Genomic DNA, 19,572 nt, shown 5'->3' with positions numbered 1-19,572 from the left:
CGCGGCAGCCGGAAGAGGTTAGGTCCGCTTGAAGATCTTTTCCAACTCCCCCAGGGTGATGGTGTGGGATACGGGGCGGCCGTGGGGACAACTGGCGGCGAAGTCGGTTTCGTCCATGGCCCGCAGCAGTTCGGTGATCTGGCGGTTCTCCAGGGGATGAAAGCCGCGCACCACCGAGTGGCAGGCGATGCGGGCCAGCAGATCGTCGATGGCGCCGTCGAAGGCGGCGCTGGTCCCCAGTACGGCAAGCTCGGCCAGGATGTCCCGCACCAGCTGCATGCCGTCCCGCCCCGTGGCCAGGCGCGGGAGGGCGGCAACCACGACGGTGGCGCCGCCGAACGGCTCGAGATCGAAGCCGATGCGGGCGAGATCGTCGCGGAAACGCCCCACCACGGCCGCCTCGCCGAAAGAAAGCTCCAGGGTCTCGGAAAAGAGCAACCGCTGCGATTCCACACCGCCGGCCCGAAACTGCTGCCGCAGGCGCTGGTAGGCGACCCGCTCGCTGGCGGCATGCTGGTCGATGACCACCAGTTCGGCGCCGGACTGGCACAGGATGTACTCCCCGTGGAACTGGCCGATGATCGCCAGTGAGGAAAAATAGCCCGCGGCTTCCGCCGGCGCGGGCTCCGGCCGGAACGGTTCCGCCGGCTCCCGGACCGAAACGGTGGTGCCGGAGGGGGCGACTGCGGCAACCGGCGCGGTACGCGTGCCCTCTCCGGAAGCGGCGGCAGGGGAAAAGGACGTACGCGGCGGTTGTTCCACAAACTTGAGGGATGCCTGGGCCGCGGCGGCGATTCGCTCGCGGTAGGCCTGGCCGCCGGCCGGGGCGGCCGGTGCCGGGGGCGCTGGTTCCGGCCGGTGCGCCAGCCAGGGGGACCGGCGCAGCACCTCCTCCAGGGCCGCCTGAAGGGCGTCGTGCACGGCGGCTTGGCGGCGGAAACGCACCTCATGCTTGGTGGGATGGACGTTGACGTCCACCTCGCCGGGGGGGAGTTCGATGAACAGGGCCAGGATGGGATAGCGGCCACGGTCGATCACGCCGCGGTAGGCCTGCATGATGGCGTGCTGTACCACCTTGTCCCGGACGAACCGGCCGTTGATGTAGGTGAACATGGCCGAGGTGGTGGAGCGGACGGCGTGGGGGCCGGAGATGAACCCGGTGACCGTGATGCCCCCCTCGGTGCTGGCAACATCGTGGAGGGCGGCAGCGGCGTCCCTGCCCACGGTCTGGGCGATGCGCCGGCGCAGGTCGCTGCGCTGCACCCGCAGCAGTTCCCGGTCGTCACTGGTCAGACGAAAGGCCACATCGGGGCGGGAAACGGCCATGCGGGCCACCGTGTCCCCCACGTGTCCCGTCTCGGTCTCGGCGCTCCGCAGGAACTTGAGGCGCGCGGGGGTGTTGAAGAACAGCTGCTCCACGCTGATGACCGTGCCGGGGGCCATGCCGCAGGCCTTCACGTCCCTGACCCGCCCCCCCTCCACGACGATCTCGGTTCCCTCCAGGCTGCCGGCTTCACGGGTCGCCAGCCGGAAACGGGAGACCGAGGCGATGGAAGGGAGCGCCTCGCCGCGGAACCCCAGGGTCAGGATGCCGTCCAGGTCGCTGTCGGTCCTGATCTTGCTGGTGGCGTGGCGTTCCAGGGAAAGCAGGGCGTCCTCACGGGACATGCCGTGGCCGTTGTCCGTGATGCGGATCAGCCGCCGCCCCCCGGCGGCGATCTCCACGGAGATATCGATTGCGCCGGCATCCAGGGAGTTCTCAAGCAGCTCCTTGATGACCGAGGCGGGCCGCTCGACCACTTCGCCGGCGGCGATCTTGTTGGTAATGGTTTCGGGGAGGATGGCGATGCGCTGGGACACGTGGGGACTCCGGGGAAACGTTTTTCATTCGGGACTGCCTGCGGTGGATACGTCAAGGCCCGTCCGCCCTGGAACGAGAGGGGGAACGGGCCTGGGGCCAGCGGGCCGGCACGCGGCGGGACTACTTCTTGGTGCCGCCGAACAGGCTGCCGAAGTCATCCTCGCGGGGTGCGCCCCCCTTATCGTCACTGGCGGGATCGGGCGTGTCGTCCCACGAGAAATTCTCCAGATCGAACTCATCGTGAGCGGCCGCGGCAGCGGGCTTGCCGGCCGGCGCCGCGGCGCTCTTCTGCGGGGTTGACTCCAGCAGGCTGGCGAAGGCGTCCTCTTCGGCCTTGGCCTGGGCCGACTTCTGTCCCTCCTGCTCGTCGCCGAAGGAGAAACCGCCAAACCCGGAGCCGAAGGCATCGCCCGGCTCGTCGTCGAAGCTGAAGGGGTCATGGACGGGTCCGCCCCCCTGGGGCGTTTCCGGCCCATCGTCCCCCAGGTCGAAGGAAAAGATATCGGAGGCCATGTCCGTATCCTCCGGCGCATGGCTGTCGGCGTGAAGCTCGCTCGCCATGGACCGGGCCATGTCCGTCCGGGCCGCCAGGGGCAGCGCCATGGCCTTGAGTCCGTAGGTCGCCTTGTAGCCGGTGAGGTCATTGAGGCACTTGGGACAATTGTCATTGTACTCAAAGCTGTTATATCCGCACTTGGGGCATTTCATCGCCGGCTCCTTGCGACCTTCAAGTCTGGTTACAGAGTGTCCCAAATATACTGTAAAATTGCGGTAATGGCAATAGCGGCGGTTTCGGTCCTCAGAATCCGGTCTCCCAAGGTAACCGGCAGATATCCCTGCCGGAGGAACTCCTGCACCTCGAGGGGGTCGAAGCCCCCCTCCGGCCCCACGGCCACGATGACGGAAGCGGGGCAGGCACGGTCGGCGAGGATCGACTTCAGCCCCTGCTTCCGTTCCCCCTCCCACAGCAGCAGCCGGAGCTCCTGGGACGTGGCGCCGGCCGCCCCGGCCGCCGTCGGCGACCAGGTGACGGCGGGAATGGAGCGCCGGTTGCATTGGCGGGCCGCCTCGGCCGTTATCCGCCGCCAGCGTTCCAGCTTGGCGATGAGCTGCTCCTCGCGCACCCGGGCCACGGACCGCCGGCCGCCGAACAGGGAGAAATCGTGGACCCCCAACTCGGTCCCCTTCTGAAGGATCAGGTCGATCTTCTCCCCCTTGGGCAGGGCCTGGCAGATGGTGATCCGCACCCCCTCCCCCCTGGCCGGGGCCGCTTGCCGGGGCGCTTCGACCCTGACGGCGACCCATTCCCGGGAGACCTGGTCGATGACCCCCTGATGTTCGTTGCCCGCTTCGTCCACCAGGGTCACGCCGTCGCCGGTGCCGAGCCGCAGCACCCGCACCATGTGGTTGAAGAGGTCGCCGTCGAAGGAGGCATACCCGTCACGGATCGTGCGGGACGATATCATGAAACGCCGCTGGCTCATGCCGGTGCGACATCCTTACGGTAGAGCATCGCCACCCACTCCCCCTGGCGCGCCGTTTCCCGGTAGGCCAGGGGCTGGGCCGCGAACCCGCTCCGCACAAGGGGTTCCTTCTCGGCCAGGATGCCGGAGAGGATCAGCACGCCGCCCGCAGCCAGCCGCTCCGTAAGCTGGGGAGCCAGCCGAACCAGTTCCTCGGCCAGGATGTTGGCCAGGATGACGTCGAAGGGACCGGCCAGGGCCTCCAGAGGGGTCGCGCTGCACTCGATGCGCTCCGCCAGGCCGTTGATCGCCAGGTTTTCCCGCGCCACCTCCACCGCATCCGGGTCGATGTCCACGGCACAGACGCGGCCCGCGCCCAGGCGCGCCGCGGCCATGGCCAGAATGCCGGAACCGGTCCCCAGGTCCAGCACCGAGGGGGGAGAACCGGCCGGGCGGCCCAGCAGGACCGCCTCCAACTGTTCCAGGCAGAGCCGGGTCGTCTCGTGCCCGCCGGTGCCGAAGGCCATGCCCGGGTCCAGGCTCAGGACGATGTCGTCCGGCCCGGCCTCGACCACTTCCCAGGACGGCACGATCAAAAGCCGCCGTCCCACGCGGAGCGGCTTGAAGTTGGCCTTCCAGCTCGTGCTCCAGTCCTCGCTTTTCACCGTCGCCACCACCGGCTTCCCGATGGCTGCGCCCGGGTTGGCGGCGGCCAGGTCATCCAGAAAGGCCGAGATCTCCGCCAGCCGGGCGGCCATGTCGTCGGCGGCGCTGAAGTAGGCCTTGACGGTCATGAGCGGGCTGTGGGTTATTTCGGCAGGGGAAAAAGCATCCACATTCAGGTTTTCGACGCAGACGCCGGCGCCCGAGACGTCGGCCAGGTACTCCGCCAGGATATCGGCAAGTTCGTTGGGCAGCTCGCAGGCCACCTCCAGCCAGGTATCATTCATATCAGACAGGGACTCCTCGATTATTTTCACGTTATTTCGGAAGGTTAGCAGAACAACCGGCCCTTGGCAATAAAAATTCGGCCGCGGTTCCGGACAATTGGCCCACCAGCAGGGGTACCTATTGAATGCTTGACGGCGTTTCCCGCATCACATAAACTGCACGGTCAGGCGTTGCATACCCTCTTCTTAGACAATCGGGAGCACTCACTCAGATGGACAACGTTGCCGCAATCATCCTTGCCGCAGGCAAGGGCACCCGCATGAAGTCAAGCTTGGTAAAGGTTCTGCACCCGGCGGCCGGACGGCCCATGATCGATTATCCGGTAATGGCGGCCCGGGCCGCGGGGGCGGCCCCGGTGGTACTGGTGGTCGGGCACCAGGCCGAGGCGGTGCAGGGCCATTTCCACACCGCAGGGGATATCCGCTGCGTGCTCCAGCAGGAACAGCTCGGCACCGGCCATGCCGTGGCCTGTGCCCGCGAGGCCCTGGCCGGTTTCGACGGCACGGTGCTCATCCTGTGCGGGGACACCCCCCTGCTGCGGGAGGAAACGCTGAAAAAACTGATCGAGTTCCACCGCGCCCACAGGGCGGCGCTGACCGTTCTGAGCGCCACCGTGGACGATCCCCACGGCTATGGCCGGATCGTGCGCAACGACGGCGGAGCGGTGCTGCGCATCGTGGAGCAGAAGGACGCCGCTCCGGAAGAGTTGGCCATCCGCGAGATCAACAGCGGCATCTACTGCATGGATGCGGCCTTCCTGTTCGACAACATCGACAGCGTGGGGAGCGACAACGCCCAAAAGGAGTTCTACCTGACCGACCTGGTAGCCGTGGCCGTGAACAAGGGGCTGGCCTGCCTGGCCCTGGAGAGCGGCGACGCCGAGGAAATCATGGGGGTCAACGACCGGGGCCAGCTGGCCGAGGCGGCGCGCATTCTGCGCCGGCGCATCAACCGGGAGCTGATGCTGTCCGGGGTGACCATCATCGATCCCGACCAGACCTACATCGACCAGGGGGCCGCCATCGGCGCCGACACCATCGTCCACCCCAACTGCCATATCGACGGCACAACGGTCATAGGCTCCGGCTGCGTCATCGACGGCAACGTCACCATCTCCGGCTGCCGCATCGCCGACAACTGCCACATCAAGGCGGGATCGGTCCTGGAGGATTCCCAACTCCACGAGGCGGTGGCCGTGGGCCCCATGGCGCACCTGCGCCCCGGTACCGTGCTCCATGCCCACGTCAAGATCGGCAACTTCGTGGAGACCAAGAAGATCGTCATGGGCGAAGGCTCCAAGGCGTCCCACCTGACCTACCTGGGGGATGCGGAAATCGGCCGCGACGTCAATATCGGCTGCGGCACCATCACCTGCAACTACGACGGGGTCAACAAGCACCGCACCGTCATCGGGGACCAGGTGTTCATCGGCAGCGACGTCCAACTGGTGGCGCCGGTCACCGTGGGGCGCAACTCCCTGGTGGCGGCCGGGACCACCGTCACCATCGATGTGCCGCCCGATTCCCTGGCGATCGCCCGGGTGCCGCAGGTGAACAAGGACGGCTGGCGGCTGAAAAAAAAGTAGTCCCCAAACGGCTCAACGGGTGACGAAGAGAGAGCGCATGACGGGATCCCCTTACACCATACAGGCCGGGAGCACCATCCTCATCATCGAGGACGACGTCGCCTTTGCCGAACTGACATCGGGCACCCTCCAGGAACACGGCTTCAAGGCCATCGGGGCGACCAGCGGCCAGGAGGCCCTGGAACTGCTCTCCGCCACGATCCCTTCCCTGATCATCCTCGACTATTGCCTGCCCGACATGACCGGAGTCGCCATCCTGGAACAGATTGCCGACCGCGGGCTTTCCGTCCCGTTCATCATGGTGACCGGCCGGGACGACGCCCTGCTGGCGGTCCAGATGATGAAGACGGGCGCCTGCGACTACCTGCTGAAAGACACAACCTTTCTGGACCGCCTGCCGGCAGCGGTCCTGCGCACCCTCCACGACGCCGAGACCCGCGAACGGCTGCACCGCGCCGAACAGTCCCTGCGCCAGAGCGAGACCCGCCTGGCACGGGCCCAGAAGATCGCCCGCATGGGGAGTTGGGAATGGAACCCCCAGACCGGGGAAACCTACTGGTCCGACGAGTTGTACCGCATCTTCGGGTTCACCCCCGGCGAACCCCGCCAGGTGGAGATGGAGTGGTTCGCCGACCTCATCGACGAGGCCGACCGCCCGGCCTTCAAGAAGGCCATAGCCAACGCCGCCCGGCAGTGCCAGCCGTTCAGCCTGATCTACCGCATCAAATCGTGCACCGGCGACGAGTTGGTGGTCAACAGCCAGGCCGAGGTGGAGTGCGACGGCGACGGCAAGGCGCTGCTCGTCTCCGGCACGACGCTCGACATCACGGCCCGCATCAGGGCCGAGAACGAGATCCAGCAACTGATCAACTACGACAGCCTGACCACCCTCCCCAACCGCACCCTGCTCCAGGACCGCCTTCGGCACGCCATTGCCCAGGCGTCGCGGGACCGTCAGATGGTCGGCGTGCTGTTCCTGGACCTGGACCGCTTCAAGGGGATCAACGAGACCCTCGGCCACCGGGCCGGGGACAAGCTGCTCAAGACCATCGCCAAACGCCTCAAGGCGTGCGTCCGGGAGACCGACACCCTGGCCCGCATCGGCGGCGACGAATTCGCCATCGTCCTGATGGGCGTCTCCAGCGAAGAGGCCATCACCGCCATCACCAAGAAGATCCTGGGGCTGATCTCCGAACCGATCTACATCAACGGCCACGAGATCTACACCACGGGCAGCATCGGCATCGCCGTCTACCCCATGGACGGGGAGGATGGCTCCACCCTGCTCAAGCACGCCGACCAGGCCATGTACCAGGCCAAGGAGCGGGACGGCAACAACTTCCAGTTTTTTTCCAGCGAGATGAACATCAAGGCGCTGGAACGGATGATGCTGGAGAATTCCATGCGCAAGGCCCTGGAGCGGGAGGACCTCTTCCTGCTGTACCAGCCCCAGGTGGATACCCGCACCGGCAAAATCACGGGGCTGGAGGCGCTCCTGCGCTGGCGGCACCCCGACCTGGGGGTGATCGTCCCGGACAAGTTCATCTACCTGGCGGAGGAGACCGGCCTCATCATCCCCATCGGGGAATGGGTCCTGCGCACCGCCTGTCTCCAGGCCAAGGCCTGGCAGCAGCAGGGGTTCCCGCCGCTGCGCATGGCGGTCAACCTGTCGGCCAAGCAATTCGGCCAGAGGAACCTGGACGAGGCCATCGCCGCCATCCTGCTGGAGAGCGGGTTCGATCCGGGCTGGCTGGAACTGGAGATCACCGAAAGCACCATCATGAAGAACCCGGACAGCAACACCCGCATGCTGCACAAGCTCAAGGACATGGGCATCAGCCTGGCCATCGACGATTTCGGCACCGGCTACTCGTCCCTCTCCTACCTGAAGCATTTCCCCATCAACCGGCTGAAGATCGACCGCATGTTCGTGCGGGATCTCGTCAACAATCCGGACGACGCCGCCATCGTGGAGATCATCATCTCCATGGCCCACACCCTGAAGCTCAGCGTCACCGCGGAAGGGGTGGAAACCCGTCCCCAGATGGAATTCCTCGCCTCCCGCAACTGCGCAGAGATGCAGGGATTTCTCTTCTCCCGGCCGGCCAAGGCCGAAGAGATCACCAAAATTCTCGAAAACGGACTGAACTACTGACCCATGGCACACTCCAGCATAATCGTCAAAGGCGCCTGCGAACACAACCTCAAATGCATCGATGTTGAAATCCCGCGGGACCAGTTAGTCGTCATCACCGGCATCTCCGGCTCGGGCAAATCCACCCTGGCCTTCGACACCATCTACGCCGAGGGGCAGCGCCGCTACGTGGAGTCCCTCTCGGCCTACGCCCGCCAGTTTCTGGAACAGATGGAAAAACCGGACGTGGAGTCCATCGAGGGGCTCTCCCCGGCCATCTCCATCGAACAGAAGACCACCAGCAAGAATCCCCGCTCCACCGTGGGCACGGTCACGGAGATCTACGACTACCTGCGCCTCTTGTTCGCCCGGGTCGGCCATCCCCACTGCACCTCCTGCGGCAAGGAGATCACCTCCCAGACCGTCTCCCAGATGGTGGACCAGATCATGGCGCTGCCCGCCGGTGCCAAACTGACCCTGCTGTCCCCCATGATCCGGGGCCGCAAGGGGGAGTACAAAAAGGAACTCAACCAGTTGCGCAAGGAGGGCTTCACCCGGGTCGTCATCGACGGCACCCTGCAGGAATTGGCCGACGAGATCGAACTGGACAAGAAGAAAAAGCACGACATCGACATCGTCATCGACCGCATCGTGGTCAAGGAGGGGGTGCAGCGCCGCCTGGCCGACTCCCTGGAGACCGCCCTGCACCATGCCGAAGGGGTGGTGAAGGTGGAGACCGTCCTGCCGGCCACGGCTGAACCGGACGAGGAGGGGGGCAGGAAACCTCCCAAGCCGGTAACCCACATCTTCTCCGAGAAACTGGCCTGCGTGGATTGCGGTATCTCCTACCAGGAGGTCACGCCACGGCTCTTCTCCTTCAACAACCCCCACGGCGCCTGCCCCGACTGCACCGGCCTGGGTACCCGCATGTACTTCGACGCCGAACTGGTGATCCCCAACCCGGAGCTGTCCCTGCGGGAGGGGGCCATCGCCCCGTGGGAAAAGCGGCTCTCCGGCTGGTTCCATCTGATTCTGGAGGCGCTGGCCAAGGCCTATAAATTCGACATCCGCACCCCCTTCAAGGACCTGCCCCAACAGGTGCGGGACGTGATCCTGACCGGTTCCGGGGGCAAAAAGATCGAATTTTGGTGGGAGGAGGACGGCGGGCGGCGCCATACCTACCAGAAGGAGTTCGAGGGGGTGCTGAACAACCTGGAGCGGCGCTGGCGCGAGACCGAATCGGACGCATCCCGGGAAGAGATGGAAAAGTACATGAACGTCATGCCCTGCCCCACCTGCCAGGGAGCGCGCCTGCGCCCCGAAGCGCTGCACGTGCTGGTGGGGGGGCGCACCATCCGCGACGTCACCGCTTTCTCCATCCGCGACTGCCTGGCCTTCTTCGACGGGCTGGACCTCTCCGACAAGGAGAAGGAGATCGCCCGGCGCATCCTCAAGGAGATCCGCGAGCGCCTGTCGTTCCTGGTCAATGTGGGGCTGGACTACCTCTCCCTGGACCGCACCTCCGGCACCCTCTCCGGCGGCGAGGGGCAGCGCATCCGCCTGGCCACCCAGATCGGCTCGTCCCTGGTGGGGGTGCTCTACATCCTGGACGAGCCCTCCATCGGCCTGCATCAGCGGGACAATTCGCGCCTGCTGGACACCCTCAAGCATCTGCGCGACCTGGGCAACACCGTCTTAGTGGTGGAACACGACGAAGAAACCATCCTGGAGGCCGACCACCTGATCGACATGGGACCGGGAGCCGGAGTCCACGGCGGCGAGGTGGTGGCCCAGGGCACGCCGGCCGAGGTCATGAAAAATCCCGACTCCCTCACCGGCCGCTACCTGTCCGGGGACCTGACCATCCCGGTGCCGAAGAAGCGCCGCAAGGGGACCAAGCACCTCAAGATCGTCGGCGCCTCGGAGAACAACCTGAAGAACGTGGATGTGGAGATCCCCCTGCGCATCATGACCTGCGTGACCGGCGTCTCGGGTTCGGGAAAATCGACCCTGGTGATCGACACCCTGCACAAGGTGCTGAGCCAGCGGCTCTACCGCAGCCGGGAGAAGGCCGGGGCCGTGAAGGATATCCGCGGCCTGGAGCATCTGGACAAGGTCATCAACATCGACCAGTCACCCATCGGCCGCACCCCGCGCAGCAACCCGGCCACCTACACCGGCGTGTTCGGCGATATCCGCGACCTGTTCTCCAACCTGCCCGAATCCAAGCTGCGCGGCTACAAGCCGGGGCGCTACTCCTTCAACGTCAAGGGGGGACGCTGCGAGGCCTGCTCCGGGGACGGCATCATCAAGATCGAGATGCACTTCCTGCCGGACGTGTACGTGGAGTGCGAGGTCTGCAAGGGGGCGCGCTACAACCGGGAGACCCTGGAGGTGCTCTACAAGGGCAAGTCCATCGCCGAGGTGCTGGACATGACCGTTTCCCAATCCCTGGAATTCATGGGGGCCATCCCGCGCATCAAGAACAAGCTCAAAACCCTGGAAGAGGTGGGCCTGGGCTACATCAAGCTGGGGCAGTCGGCCACCACCCTCTCGGGGGGCGAGGCCCAGCGGGTCAAGCTGGCCAAGGAGCTCTCCCGGCGCGCCACCGGCCGCACCATCTACATCCTGGACGAGCCGACCACCGGCCTCCACTTCGAGGATATCCGCAAGCTCCTGGAGGTGATCCAGCGCCTGGTGGACGCCGGCAACACCATCGTCATCATCGAGCACAACCTGGACGTGATCAAGACCGCGGACCACATCATCGACCTGGGTCCCGAGGGGGGCGACCGGGGGGGCGAGATCATCGCCAGCGGCACCCCGGAGCAGGTGGCCAAGGTCACCAGGTCCTACACCGGCCAGTACCTGCGCAAGATGCTGTAGCAGGTTGTTGAAAAACAAACCTGAATTTTTTCAATGCCGACCGCTGTGGCGTCGTTCACCGTTTATCGTGGACATGGTTGGCGCCAGCACCTATGACAAATAACCATGCCATGATGACCTCTGCCTCTGAACAGACACCTTTCCGCATCGGCATCGACCTGGGGGGCACCAAGACCGAGGCGCTGCTCCTGGCGCCCGACGGGGCGGTCCTGCTCCGGGAGCGCCGTGCCACCCCCCTCGACCAAGGGTACCGCGCCGTATTGGCAACCGTGACCACGGCCGTCCGTGAAGCCATGGCCCGGGTCCCGGCCGGGGCGCCCTGCACGGTGGGGATCGGCATCCCCGGTTCCAGCGACGAACGGACCGGGCTGGTGCGCAACGCCAACTCCACCTGCCTCATCGGCAGGCCCCTGCAGGGGGATCTGGAATGGGAACTGGGCCGGGCCGTGACCCTGTGCAACGATGCCGACTGCTTCACCCTGGCCGAGTGCCGCCAGGGAGCGGGGCTCGGATACGGGCTGGTGTTCGGGGTCATCATGGGGACCGGCTGCGGGGGCGGGATCTGCATCGACGGGCGGGTGCGCCCGGGGCCGCACCGTATCGCCGGGGAATGGGGGCACCTGTCGGTGGACCCGGCCGGAGCGGTGTGCTACTGCGGCAACCGGGGATGCGTGGAGACGAAGATCAGCGGTTCGGGGGTGGAGGCGGCCTTTGTCCGGGAATACGGCGAACGCCTGTCCATGGAGCGGATCGTGGCCGGCGCCCGGACGGGCGAGCCGCGCTGCCGCGCCGCCTTCGACCGTTTCCTGGACGACTTCGGCCGCTGCCTGGGAGGGCTGATCTCGATCCTCGACCCGGACGCGGTCGTCCTGGGGGGCGGCCTGTCCAACATCATCGAGCTGTACACCACCGGAATCGAACGGGTACGGCACTACGCCTTCCACGAGCACCTGGCCACACCGATCCTGAAGAACCGCCTGGGCGATTCCGCCGGCGTTTTCGGCGCCGCCTGGATCGGGGTATAGCGCCACCGCAGGCACACGGGGTGAGCGCGACACACGACGGCAAGCCGCCACAAGCCGGTTACCGCCTCCCGGCGCCCCTGTCCGCCTGCGGCTTCCCGCCGACTCCCGGCTCATCCGCCTCGCCTCCCGACGACAGCATCACGATATCGACCCGCCGGTTCCTGGCCCTGCCCTCCGCAACGCCATTGTCGGCCACGGAGCGGTACTCGCCGTACCCCGCCGCCGACATGGCGGCCGGATCGAAATCGTAGGAATCCACCAGTATTTGGAGGACATTGGTGGCACGTGCCGTTGAAAGTTCCCAGTTGGAACGGAACTGGCCGGTGTGGATCGGCACATTGTCCGTATGCCCCTCGATCCGGTAGGGATTGGAATAATGGGACAGGGATTCGGCGATCACGCGGAAAAGCTCCTCCGATTCCTCCTTGACCCGGGCGCGGCCCGAATCGAAGAACCCCGCCTCCTTGAGGCTCACCACCAACCCCCTGCGGGTGATGTCGATGCTCACCTTCTCCCTGTTGCCGCTCTTGGTCAGGTAGGCGTCCAGGGACGCCTTGATCGTTCCGAAGTCCTTCTCCGTCGCATGGGTTCGCTGCCGCCCCTGAGCCTGATGCTGCACCGGCAGACTTTGGGGCTTGATACTCGGAATGACGCTGATATTCCCGGATTCGATCACCACCGGCTTTGCCCCGAGGGACGCTTTGGAATACCCGAAGGATTCCCGCAGCGATTCCGCCACCTCTTCAACCTTCTTCTTATCGGCCAGGGACATGGCGTACAGGACCACGAAGACCGCCAGCAGCAGGGTCAGCAGGTCGCCATACGAAACCAGCCAGCGCTCGTGGTTGGGGTGTTTTTCCGGTTCCCGTTTCAATGCCATGACCATCATCCTCCAGGGCGCCATACGGAATGAACATTCACTCCGCATGGCGCCAAAAAAATAGAGCCGTCACTGCCGTATCGCATCCCAACAGGTGGCAATCACAGTTTCCACGAGGTGATCGTCCAGGGGGACAAAACCCAGGATATGATCCCGGGCAACGGTGAACAACGGTCCGAACAGCAGGGAAACGAGCATCATCAGCGGGAGCTTCTTCACGACCTGCTGCTCCGCCCCCTCCCGAAAGAGGGCCACGAAGACATCGTGATGCTCAGGCCGCTCCAAAAGCCGCTCCCTGCGGAATGCACCGCCGTAGGGAGAGATGTGAAACTGTTCGAAATAGTGAAATTCCACCGGATGATGGATGAAATAGGAGAGCACGCCCCCCCCGAGGTGCAGGAAACGCTCCCTGATGGGGCGCTCGGGCCGGTACCCTGCAAGGACATGGGCCATGAGCCGTTCTTCGATCTCCAGGTAGATCTCGTTGATCAATATATCCTTATTGGCAAAATAGCGGTAGATGGTCCCGGCCCCCACATTGGCCCTGGCTGCGATCGCAGCTATGGGGGCATCATGGAACCCGCACTCCGCGACCAGTTCCATTGTCGCACGAACGATCTCACCGCGTTTTTCCGATTGTGCCATGGCCCGTCCTCAAGCGGAATGAATGCTCCGTTTCAGTAGATTACATTTAACAAACCTTGTCAAGGCGTTTTTCTCTGTCAATACCGCAGCCACAAACAGGATAAAAGAGGTATAATTACACCAAGAGGTTCACACCGCATCCGGAGAAAGGAGTTGGGCAGATGAAGCGGCAATTACAACGGGCGTTGATCGGGTTCGCACTGGGGTTCATGCTCGCCCCGCTCTCCGGAGGAACGGCAGCCGCAGCCGCGGGCACCCTCGAAAAGGCCACCTTCGCCGGCGGCTGTTTCTGGTGCATGGAGCATCCCTTCGACGAACTGCCGGGCGTGATCTCGGTGACCTCCGGCTATACCGGCGGCCAGACCAGGAACCCGACCTACGAGGCAGTTTCCGCCGGCGGCACCGGCCACGCAGAATCGGTGCAGATCGTCTACGACCCGGCCCGGATCGGCTACGACAGGCTCCTCGCGGTCTACTGGCACAATATCGACCCCACCGTGAAGGACCGCCAGTTCTGCGACAGCGGGCACCAGTACCGCAGCGCCATCTTCTACCACAACGAGCAGCAGCGCCGCCTGGCCCAGCAGTCGAAGGAGGCGCTGGCGCGAAGCAAGCCCTTCCGGGAGGCGATCGTGACCGAGATCACCCCGGCTGGCGCTTTTTACCCGGCGGAGGAGTACCACCAGCACTACTACAAGAAGAATCCGATCCGCTACAAATTCTATCGCACCAGTTGCGGCCGCGACAAGCGGCTCAAGGAACTGTGGGGCGACGCGGCGGGACATTGAGCATGCGGCCCCGCCCCACGGCACGGGAGGACATCCCATGAAACGGCATCACATCCTTCCGGCCGCCGTCATTATCTGTTCGGTGGCCGGCGCATGCAGCAACGGCAACGGCACGCCAGCGGCCACGACGGCTGGCCAAACCGCCCAAAGCGCTTCGGCGGGCTCGGCGAGCCGGGTCCGGCTCTACTCCGTGGCCCGGAAAGGGTATATCATGAGCGACAAGGTCACCAAGAGCGAGGCCGAGTGGCGCAGGCTCCTCACCCCGGAGCAATACCACGTCACCCGGGAAAAGGGGACCGAGCGGGCCTACACCGGCGCCACCTGGAACAACCACGAGAAGGGGATCTACCGCTGCGTCTGCTGCGGCAACGATCTCTACAGCTCGGAGGCCAAGTATGAATCCGGCACCGGCTGGCCCAGCTTCTGGCAACCGGTCGCCGCGGAAAACGTGGCCCTGCGGCCGGACAACAGCCTCTTCATGAAACGCACCGAGGTGGTGTGCAGCCGCTGCGGAGCGCACTTGGGGCACGTCTTCGACGACGGCCCCCCGCCGACCGGGCTGCGTTACTGCATGAACTCGGCGGCCATGCAGTTCGACAAAACGCCATGAACGGGACGCCGGACATGGCGCCCGACACCCCGGAAAACCGGGAGCTGCGGGATAATGTCCACCCGGCCGGCTGGGCCGACCCCCAACCGGCCGGGTGTTACAACCTGGTGGTGATCGGCGCCGGGACCGCAGGTTTGGTTTGCGCCGCCGGAGCGGCCGGGCTGGGCGCCAGGGTGGCTCTGGTGGAGCGGCACCTCATGGGGGGCGACTGCCTCAACTACGGCTGCGTTCCCTCCAAGGGGATTATCCGCGCGGCGCGGGCGCTGTTCGACGTGCGCAACGGGGACCGGTTCGGCATCGGGGGTGGCGCGGAGGCCGGCTTCGACTTCGGTGCGGCCATGGAGCGGATGCGGCGGCTGCGCAGCTCCTTGAGCCGCCACGATTCGGCCCGGCGGTTCCGCGATGAACTGGGGGTTGACGTTTTCCTGGGGGAGGCCAGCTTCATCGCCCGCGACCGGGTGGCGGTGGAGGGGCGGGAGATTGCCTTCAAGAAGGCCGCCATCTGTACTGGCGGGCGGGCGGCCGCGCCACCGATCCCGGGGTTGGCCGAGGCCGGGTACCTGACCAACGAAACCGTATTCTCCCTGACCGAATTGCCGCACCGCCTGGCGGTGATCGGCGCCGGCCCCATCGGCTGCGAACTGGCCCAGGCGTTCTCCCGCTTCGGCAGCCGGGTGACGCTGATCGAAGCGGCACCGCAGATCATGGGGCGCGAGGACCGGGATGCGGCCGGGATTCTGCAGAATGTCCTGACGCGTGAAGGGATCGACCTGCTGACGGGCGTGAAGGTCCTGGCCGTGGCACAGCGGGGCAGCGACAAGGTACTGCGCCTGGAACGGCACGGCTCGAAAATGGAGGTCGCGGCCGACGCCATCCTGGTAGGGGCCGGCCGGCTCCCCAACGTGGAGGGTCTGGGGCTGGAGGCGGCCGGCGTCGCCCACGGGCCGGGAGGGATAACGATCAGCGACACCCTGCAAACCTCCAATCCCCGCATCTATGCCGCCGGAGACTGTTGTTTCCCCTTCAGGTTCACCCACACCGCCGACGCCCTGGCCCGCATCCTGATCGCCAACGCCCTGTTCATGGGGCGGCAGAAGGCATCCGGCCTGGTCATCCCGTGGTGCACCTACACCGACCCGGAGATCGCCCACGTGGGGCTGTATGAACGGGACGCGCGGGAGAAGGGCATCCCGGTCGCCACCCTGACCGTCCCCCTGACAGAGGTGGACCGGGCCGTACTGGACGGCGAAACCGAGGGCTTTGCCCGGGTCCACCTGCGCGCCGGCACGGACCGGATCATCGGCGCCACCATCGTGGCCCGCCACGCCGGGGAGATGATCAACGAATTCACCCTGGCCATCACCGGCGGCCTCGGCCTGGGTGACATCGCCCGGACCATCCACCCCTACCCGACCCAGGCCGAAGCGATCAAAAAACTGGCCGACGCCCATAACCGCACCCGCCTGACGCCGCTCCTCAGGAGGACACTCGGCGGCTGGCTGCGCTGGCAGCGGGGCGGGAATTGAGTGAAACGCTTGCAAACGGCATTTTTGCCACGGAGCCACCGAGCAACAGAGGAAATCACAGAGTTTTTCAAGTATTCTCACATCGGGAATTGTGAGGCGATATGAAACCGAAATCCTTTGAAAGGTCTATCCCCGCGGCTCCATGGCAGATGTTTTTTCCGTGATTATCAGGCAACACGAGGTGAGACACCATGAAAACGACACTAACAGTGGGACTGGAACATACCTTCAGCTATCGGGTGCCGCGGGAGAAGACCGTCCCCTTCCTCTACCCCGAGTCGGACCTGTTCCGGGACATGCCCGAGGTCTTTGCCACCGGCTTCATGGTCGGCTTTATGGAATGGGCCTGCATGGAGGCGTTGCGCCCCTATCTGGACGAGGGGGAGCGGACCCTGGGCACCCTGGTCAATGTCACCCACCAGGCCGCCACGCCCCCCGGCATGGAGGTGACGGCCCGGGTCCGCTGCATCCAGGTGGACGGGAAGCGCACGGTGTGGGAGATCGAGGCCCGGGACGAGGTGGACGTCATCGGCAGGGGCACCCATGAGCGCGTAACGGTCACCCTGGACAAATTCAGCGCCCGGGTGGCGGCAAAAGGCGAGGCAGCCAAGGGCTGAAGGGGGATGCCGCCATGGGAGGGAAAAAGGTCCTGATCGCCCTGGCCGCCGGGCTCGGGGTGGGTCTGTTCCTCTGGTTCGACCTGGGGCGCTTCCTGACCCTGGAGGCCCTCAAGGCCAACCGCCAGGGCCTGGTGGCGTACCACGCCGCCCACCGGGCCGCCATGGCAGCCGCTTTCATGGCGGTCTACATCATCCAGGCCGCCCTCTCCCTCCCCGGCGCAGCCGTCCTTTCCCTGGCCGCCGGCGCCATCTTCGGCCCGCTCCTGGGGACGGTCTACGCCAATATTGCCGCCACCATCGGCGCCGCCCTGGCCTTTCTGGTTACCCGCCATCTGCTGCGCGACGCGGTCCAGAACCGCTTCGGCCCACGGCTGGAATCCCTGAACCGGGAACTGGAGGCCCGCGGCTTCAACTACCTGCTCTTTCTGCGGCTGGTGCCGCTGTTCCCCTTTTTCCTGATCAACCTGGCGGCGGGCCTGACCCGCCTGCCGCTGCGCACGTTCGTGCTCGGCACCATGATCGGCATCATCCCCGGCGGCTTCGTGTATGTCAACGCCGGGGCCAGCCTGGCCGGCATCTCCTCGCTCTCCGGCATCGCCTCGCCCCGGGTGCTGGGCTCGCTCGCCCTTCTGGGGCTGTTCGCGCTCCTGCCGGTGCTGTACAACCGGCGGAAGGGGGGAAAAACCCTTCCAAATCCCCATAACAGAAGCTAACCTTCTGTTTTTTATTGCGTTGTCAACGGCACATGAACTAGAATCCCCTCCCAAAGGCCGTCAAGGCCGATGGAACAGATAGGATTCGCAATGGCCGTGTCGCTGAAAAAACAATGGCTGGCGGGCGCGCTTGCCCTGGTTGTGCCGGTCGTGGCGCTCTCGCCTCTTCCGGGCTGGTGCGCCGACACGGCCGGGATGCAAGGGTGGCACGAGATCGTCCCCTGGGGCCTCGGGGGTGCAGCGCTTGCGCTGGCATGCCTCATCCCCCTGCTGCTCAGGCTCAGGCGCCGCACAACGGAACTGCGCCGGGAACTGGAAGCCAACCGGCGCCTCGGGAAGGAGTTGCGCACGGGCAGGGAACAGTACCGTGAACTGGTGGAACAGGCCAACATCATCATCCTCAGGCTGCAACTCGACGGCACCATCCTGTTTTGCAACGAATACGCCCAATCCTTTTTCGGGTACCCCCGCGACGAGTTGATCGGCCGGAACCTGATCGGCACCATCGTCCCCGAAATCGACAGCGATGGCAACGATATGCGGGCCAGGATCCGGGTGGTGCTGACCACGCGGGAACACTATTACAACGAAAACGAAAACATCCGGAAAAACGGCGAGCGGGTCTGGGTCGGATGGTCGAACAAACCGCTCTGCACGGCCCAGGGGGAGGTACGGGAACTGCTGTGCGTCGGCCAGGACATCACCGAGCGCCGCCGCCTGGAGCAATTGGTCATGCAGCAGCAGAAACTGGAGGGCATCGGCCTTCTGGCCGGCGGCATCGCCCACGACTTCAACAACATGCTCACGCCGATCTACGGCTATGCCGAGATGATCGCCATGCGATCCGAGCCCGACGATACGTCAACCCATTACGCCTCCCTGATCCTGGAGGCCGCCGACAAATCCAAAGACCTGATCCGGCAGCTGCTCACCTTCAGCAGGAAACAGGCCCTCTCCTTTCAGCGCCACGACCTGAACGAAATCATCACCAACTTCATGAATATCCTGCGGCGCACGATCCGCGAAAGCATCGAGATCCGCACCATGCTCAGCGAGGCCCCCTGCCCGGTGCGTGCCGACTGGATCCAGATCGAACAGGTCCTGATCAATCTGGCCGTCAACGCCCAGGACGCCACCAACGGCACCGGCCTGATCACTATAGAGACCGGCAGCCTGATCCTGGACGACGAGTACTGCCAACTGCACCCCGGCGCCTCTCCGGGGGAGTACGCCATGCTGGCCTTCAGCGATTGCGGCAGCGGCATGGACGACGAGACCCTCTCCCACATCTTCGAACCATTCTATACCACCAAGCCGTCCGGCAGCGGCACCGGCCTGGGCCTTTCCACGGTGTACGGCATCGTCAAGCAGCACAACGGCTATATCGACGTCCAGAGCACGGTCGGCCACGGGAGCGTCTTCCGCATCTACCTGCCGCTGCATACCTCGGAAGCGGTGCCGACCAGTTGTACGGCCGCACCCTGCCCGGTTGCCGGCATACACGCCGCCACGGTCCTGCTGGTGGAAGACAACCGCATGGTGATGGAACTGGTCAAGGAGTTGCTGGAAGGACACGGCCACGTGGTGTATGCCGCCGACACGCCGGAGGCGGCGATCGCCATCGCCCGGGACAAGGGGCGCTCCATCAACCTGCTGGTGTCGGATGTGGTCATGCCGCAGATGAACGGCCCGGAACTCCGGGAATGCCTGGCGGAGTTCATCCCCGGCTTGAAGGTGCTCTACATGTCGGGCTACGCCAACAACGTGATCGTCCACGGGGGCGCGCTGGAGGAGATCAGCTTCATCGCCAAGCCGTTCACGACGGAAGCGTTCATGAAAAGGATGTCCCAGGTGTTGGCGGGGGGGCGGCAGTGACGGAGGGGGC

The 19,572-nt window shown here is 65.2% G+C and carries 16 protein-coding genes; 10 read left to right on the top strand and 6 right to left on the bottom strand.

From position 1 onward, the window contains the following. Nucleotides 1-18: 18 nt before the first annotated feature. The 4 genes from mutL to prmA all read right to left on the bottom strand — a co-directional run bounded on the left by mutL (nucleotide 19) and on the right by prmA (nucleotide 4,274). Nucleotides 19-1,860 carry a DNA mismatch repair endonuclease MutL gene (gene mutL, locus FO488_RS02395; protein WP_149209065.1) on the bottom strand — a complete coding sequence of 614 codons (1,842 nt, stop codon included), beginning with the start codon at nucleotides 1,858-1,860 and terminating at the stop codon, nucleotides 19-21. Between the two features lie 121 nt (nucleotides 1,861-1,981). Beyond that, nucleotides 1,982-2,569 carry a hypothetical protein gene (locus FO488_RS02390; protein ID WP_149209064.1) on the bottom strand — a complete coding sequence of 196 codons (588 nt, stop codon included), beginning with the start codon at nucleotides 2,567-2,569 and terminating at the stop codon, nucleotides 1,982-1,984. 29 nt (nucleotides 2,570-2,598) lie between these two features. Next, entirely contained in the window at nucleotides 2,599-3,345 is a 747-nt protein-coding gene (locus FO488_RS02385; RefSeq protein WP_149209063.1) for a 16S rRNA (uracil(1498)-N(3))-methyltransferase, read from the bottom strand. Continuing rightward, nucleotides 3,342-4,274, bottom strand: coding sequence for a 50S ribosomal protein L11 methyltransferase (prmA, locus tag FO488_RS02380; protein ID WP_149209062.1), 933 nt, complete (start codon nucleotides 4,272-4,274; stop codon nucleotides 3,342-3,344). Before prmA ends, FO488_RS02385 begins: the two co-directional genes overlap by 4 nt. Before the next feature lie 212 nt (nucleotides 4,275-4,486). Here prmA and glmU point away from each other — a divergent pair, with 212 nt between their 5' ends. From glmU to FO488_RS02360, 4 genes are all read left to right on the top strand, one after another. Further along, nucleotides 4,487-5,860, top strand: a complete 1,374-nt coding sequence (glmU, locus tag FO488_RS02375) for a bifunctional UDP-N-acetylglucosamine diphosphorylase/glucosamine-1-phosphate N-acetyltransferase GlmU (RefSeq protein ID WP_149209061.1) — start codon at nucleotides 4,487-4,489, stop codon at nucleotides 5,858-5,860. Nucleotides 5,861-5,897: 37 nt separating this feature from the next. Further along, nucleotides 5,898-8,015 carry a bifunctional diguanylate cyclase/phosphodiesterase gene (locus FO488_RS02370; protein ID WP_149209060.1) on the top strand — a complete coding sequence of 706 codons (2,118 nt, stop codon included), beginning with the start codon at nucleotides 5,898-5,900 and terminating at the stop codon, nucleotides 8,013-8,015. A 3-nt stretch (nucleotides 8,016-8,018) separates the two neighbouring features. Beyond that, the gene (uvrA, locus tag FO488_RS02365; protein WP_149209059.1) at nucleotides 8,019-10,880 is read left to right on the top strand and encodes an excinuclease ABC subunit UvrA; all 2,862 of its coding nucleotides are present in this window, start codon (nucleotides 8,019-8,021) and stop codon (nucleotides 10,878-10,880) included. A gap of 92 nt (nucleotides 10,881-10,972) precedes the next feature. Then, nucleotides 10,973-11,905, top strand: a complete 933-nt coding sequence (locus tag FO488_RS02360; RefSeq protein ID WP_240732136.1) for an ROK family protein — start codon at nucleotides 10,973-10,975, stop codon at nucleotides 11,903-11,905. A 58-nt stretch (nucleotides 11,906-11,963) separates the two neighbouring features. Here the strand turns inward: FO488_RS02360 and FO488_RS02355 are convergent, their stop codons facing one another. Then, nucleotides 11,964-12,785 carry a flagellar motor protein MotB gene (locus FO488_RS02355; RefSeq protein ID WP_149209058.1) on the bottom strand — a complete coding sequence of 274 codons (822 nt, stop codon included), beginning with the start codon at nucleotides 12,783-12,785 and terminating at the stop codon, nucleotides 11,964-11,966. 69 nt (nucleotides 12,786-12,854) lie between these two features. Continuing rightward, on the bottom strand, nucleotides 12,855-13,430 hold the full coding sequence (locus FO488_RS02350; RefSeq protein WP_149209057.1) for a TetR/AcrR family transcriptional regulator: 576 nt from the start codon (nucleotides 13,428-13,430) through the stop codon (nucleotides 12,855-12,857). A gap of 209 nt (nucleotides 13,431-13,639) precedes the next feature. Here FO488_RS02350 and msrA point away from each other — a divergent pair, with 209 nt between their 5' ends. The 6 genes from msrA (at nucleotide 13,640) to FO488_RS02320 (ending at nucleotide 19,562) form a co-directional block, all read left to right on the top strand. After that, nucleotides 13,640-14,218 (top strand): peptide-methionine (S)-S-oxide reductase MsrA, encoded by a 579-nt coding sequence (msrA, locus tag FO488_RS02345; protein ID WP_205743398.1) that lies wholly within the window; start codon nucleotides 13,640-13,642, stop codon nucleotides 14,216-14,218. 37 nt (nucleotides 14,219-14,255) lie between these two features. Continuing rightward, entirely contained in the window at nucleotides 14,256-14,828 is a 573-nt protein-coding gene (msrB, locus tag FO488_RS02340; RefSeq protein ID WP_205743333.1) for a peptide-methionine (R)-S-oxide reductase MsrB, read from the top strand. Further along, nucleotides 14,825-16,354 (top strand): mercuric reductase, encoded by a 1,530-nt coding sequence (locus FO488_RS02335; protein WP_240732135.1) that lies wholly within the window; start codon nucleotides 14,825-14,827, stop codon nucleotides 16,352-16,354. The genes msrB and FO488_RS02335 overlap by 4 nt, the downstream gene beginning before the upstream one ends. A 191-nt stretch (nucleotides 16,355-16,545) precedes the next feature. Beyond that, nucleotides 16,546-16,971 (top strand): thioesterase family protein, encoded by a 426-nt coding sequence (locus FO488_RS02330; RefSeq protein ID WP_149209055.1) that lies wholly within the window; start codon nucleotides 16,546-16,548, stop codon nucleotides 16,969-16,971. A 14-nt stretch (nucleotides 16,972-16,985) separates the two neighbouring features. After that, entirely contained in the window at nucleotides 16,986-17,687 is a 702-nt protein-coding gene (locus FO488_RS02325) for a TVP38/TMEM64 family protein (protein ID WP_149209054.1), read from the top strand. A 69-nt stretch (nucleotides 17,688-17,756) separates the two neighbouring features. Continuing rightward, nucleotides 17,757-19,562 (top strand): PAS domain S-box protein, encoded by a 1,806-nt coding sequence (locus FO488_RS02320; RefSeq protein WP_149209053.1) that lies wholly within the window; start codon nucleotides 17,757-17,759, stop codon nucleotides 19,560-19,562. Nucleotides 19,563-19,572 lie beyond the last annotated feature (10 nt).

Origin of the sequence: Geobacter sp. FeAm09 (assembly GCF_008330225.1) — a bacterium.
Lineage (GTDB): Bacteria > Desulfobacterota > Desulfuromonadia > Geobacterales > Pseudopelobacteraceae > Oryzomonas.
Note: the sequence above shows the minus strand (reverse complement) of the source record. Positions and strands in the feature narration are given on the sequence as shown.

What these genes read in the sequence shown, in the direction of transcription:
- FO488_RS02330 (WP_149209055.1), top strand. Translation starts at nt 16,546, where the DNA reads ATGAAAACGACACTAACAGTGGGACTGGAACATACCTTCAGCTATCGG.
- FO488_RS02350 (WP_149209057.1), bottom strand. Translation starts at nt 13,430, where the DNA reads ATGGCACAATCGGAAAAACGCGGTGAGATCGTTCGTGCGACAATGGAA.
- FO488_RS02325 (WP_149209054.1), top strand. Translation starts at nt 16,986, where the DNA reads ATGGGAGGGAAAAAGGTCCTGATCGCCCTGGCCGCCGGGCTCGGGGTG.
- FO488_RS02385 (WP_149209063.1), bottom strand. Translation starts at nt 3,345, where the DNA reads ATGAGCCAGCGGCGTTTCATGATATCGTCCCGCACGATCCGTGACGGG.
- msrB (WP_205743333.1), top strand. Translation starts at nt 14,256, where the DNA reads ATGAAACGGCATCACATCCTTCCGGCCGCCGTCATTATCTGTTCGGTG.
- prmA (WP_149209062.1), bottom strand. Translation starts at nt 4,274, where the DNA reads ATGAATGATACCTGGCTGGAGGTGGCCTGCGAGCTGCCCAACGAACTT.
- msrA (WP_205743398.1), top strand. Translation starts at nt 13,640, where the DNA reads ATGCTCGCCCCGCTCTCCGGAGGAACGGCAGCCGCAGCCGCGGGCACC.
- FO488_RS02370 (WP_149209060.1), top strand. Translation starts at nt 5,898, where the DNA reads ATGACGGGATCCCCTTACACCATACAGGCCGGGAGCACCATCCTCATC.
- FO488_RS02390 (WP_149209064.1), bottom strand. Translation starts at nt 2,569, where the DNA reads ATGAAATGCCCCAAGTGCGGATATAACAGCTTTGAGTACAATGACAAT.
- FO488_RS02360 (WP_240732136.1), top strand. Translation starts at nt 10,973, where the DNA reads ATGACAAATAACCATGCCATGATGACCTCTGCCTCTGAACAGACACCT.
- FO488_RS02335 (WP_240732135.1), top strand. Translation starts at nt 14,825, where the DNA reads ATGAACGGGACGCCGGACATGGCGCCCGACACCCCGGAAAACCGGGAG.
- uvrA (WP_149209059.1), top strand. Translation starts at nt 8,019, where the DNA reads ATGGCACACTCCAGCATAATCGTCAAAGGCGCCTGCGAACACAACCTC.
- FO488_RS02355 (WP_149209058.1), bottom strand. Translation starts at nt 12,785, where the DNA reads ATGGCATTGAAACGGGAACCGGAAAAACACCCCAACCACGAGCGCTGG.
- glmU (WP_149209061.1), top strand. Translation starts at nt 4,487, where the DNA reads ATGGACAACGTTGCCGCAATCATCCTTGCCGCAGGCAAGGGCACCCGC.
- FO488_RS02320 (WP_149209053.1), top strand. Translation starts at nt 17,757, where the DNA reads ATGGAACAGATAGGATTCGCAATGGCCGTGTCGCTGAAAAAACAATGG.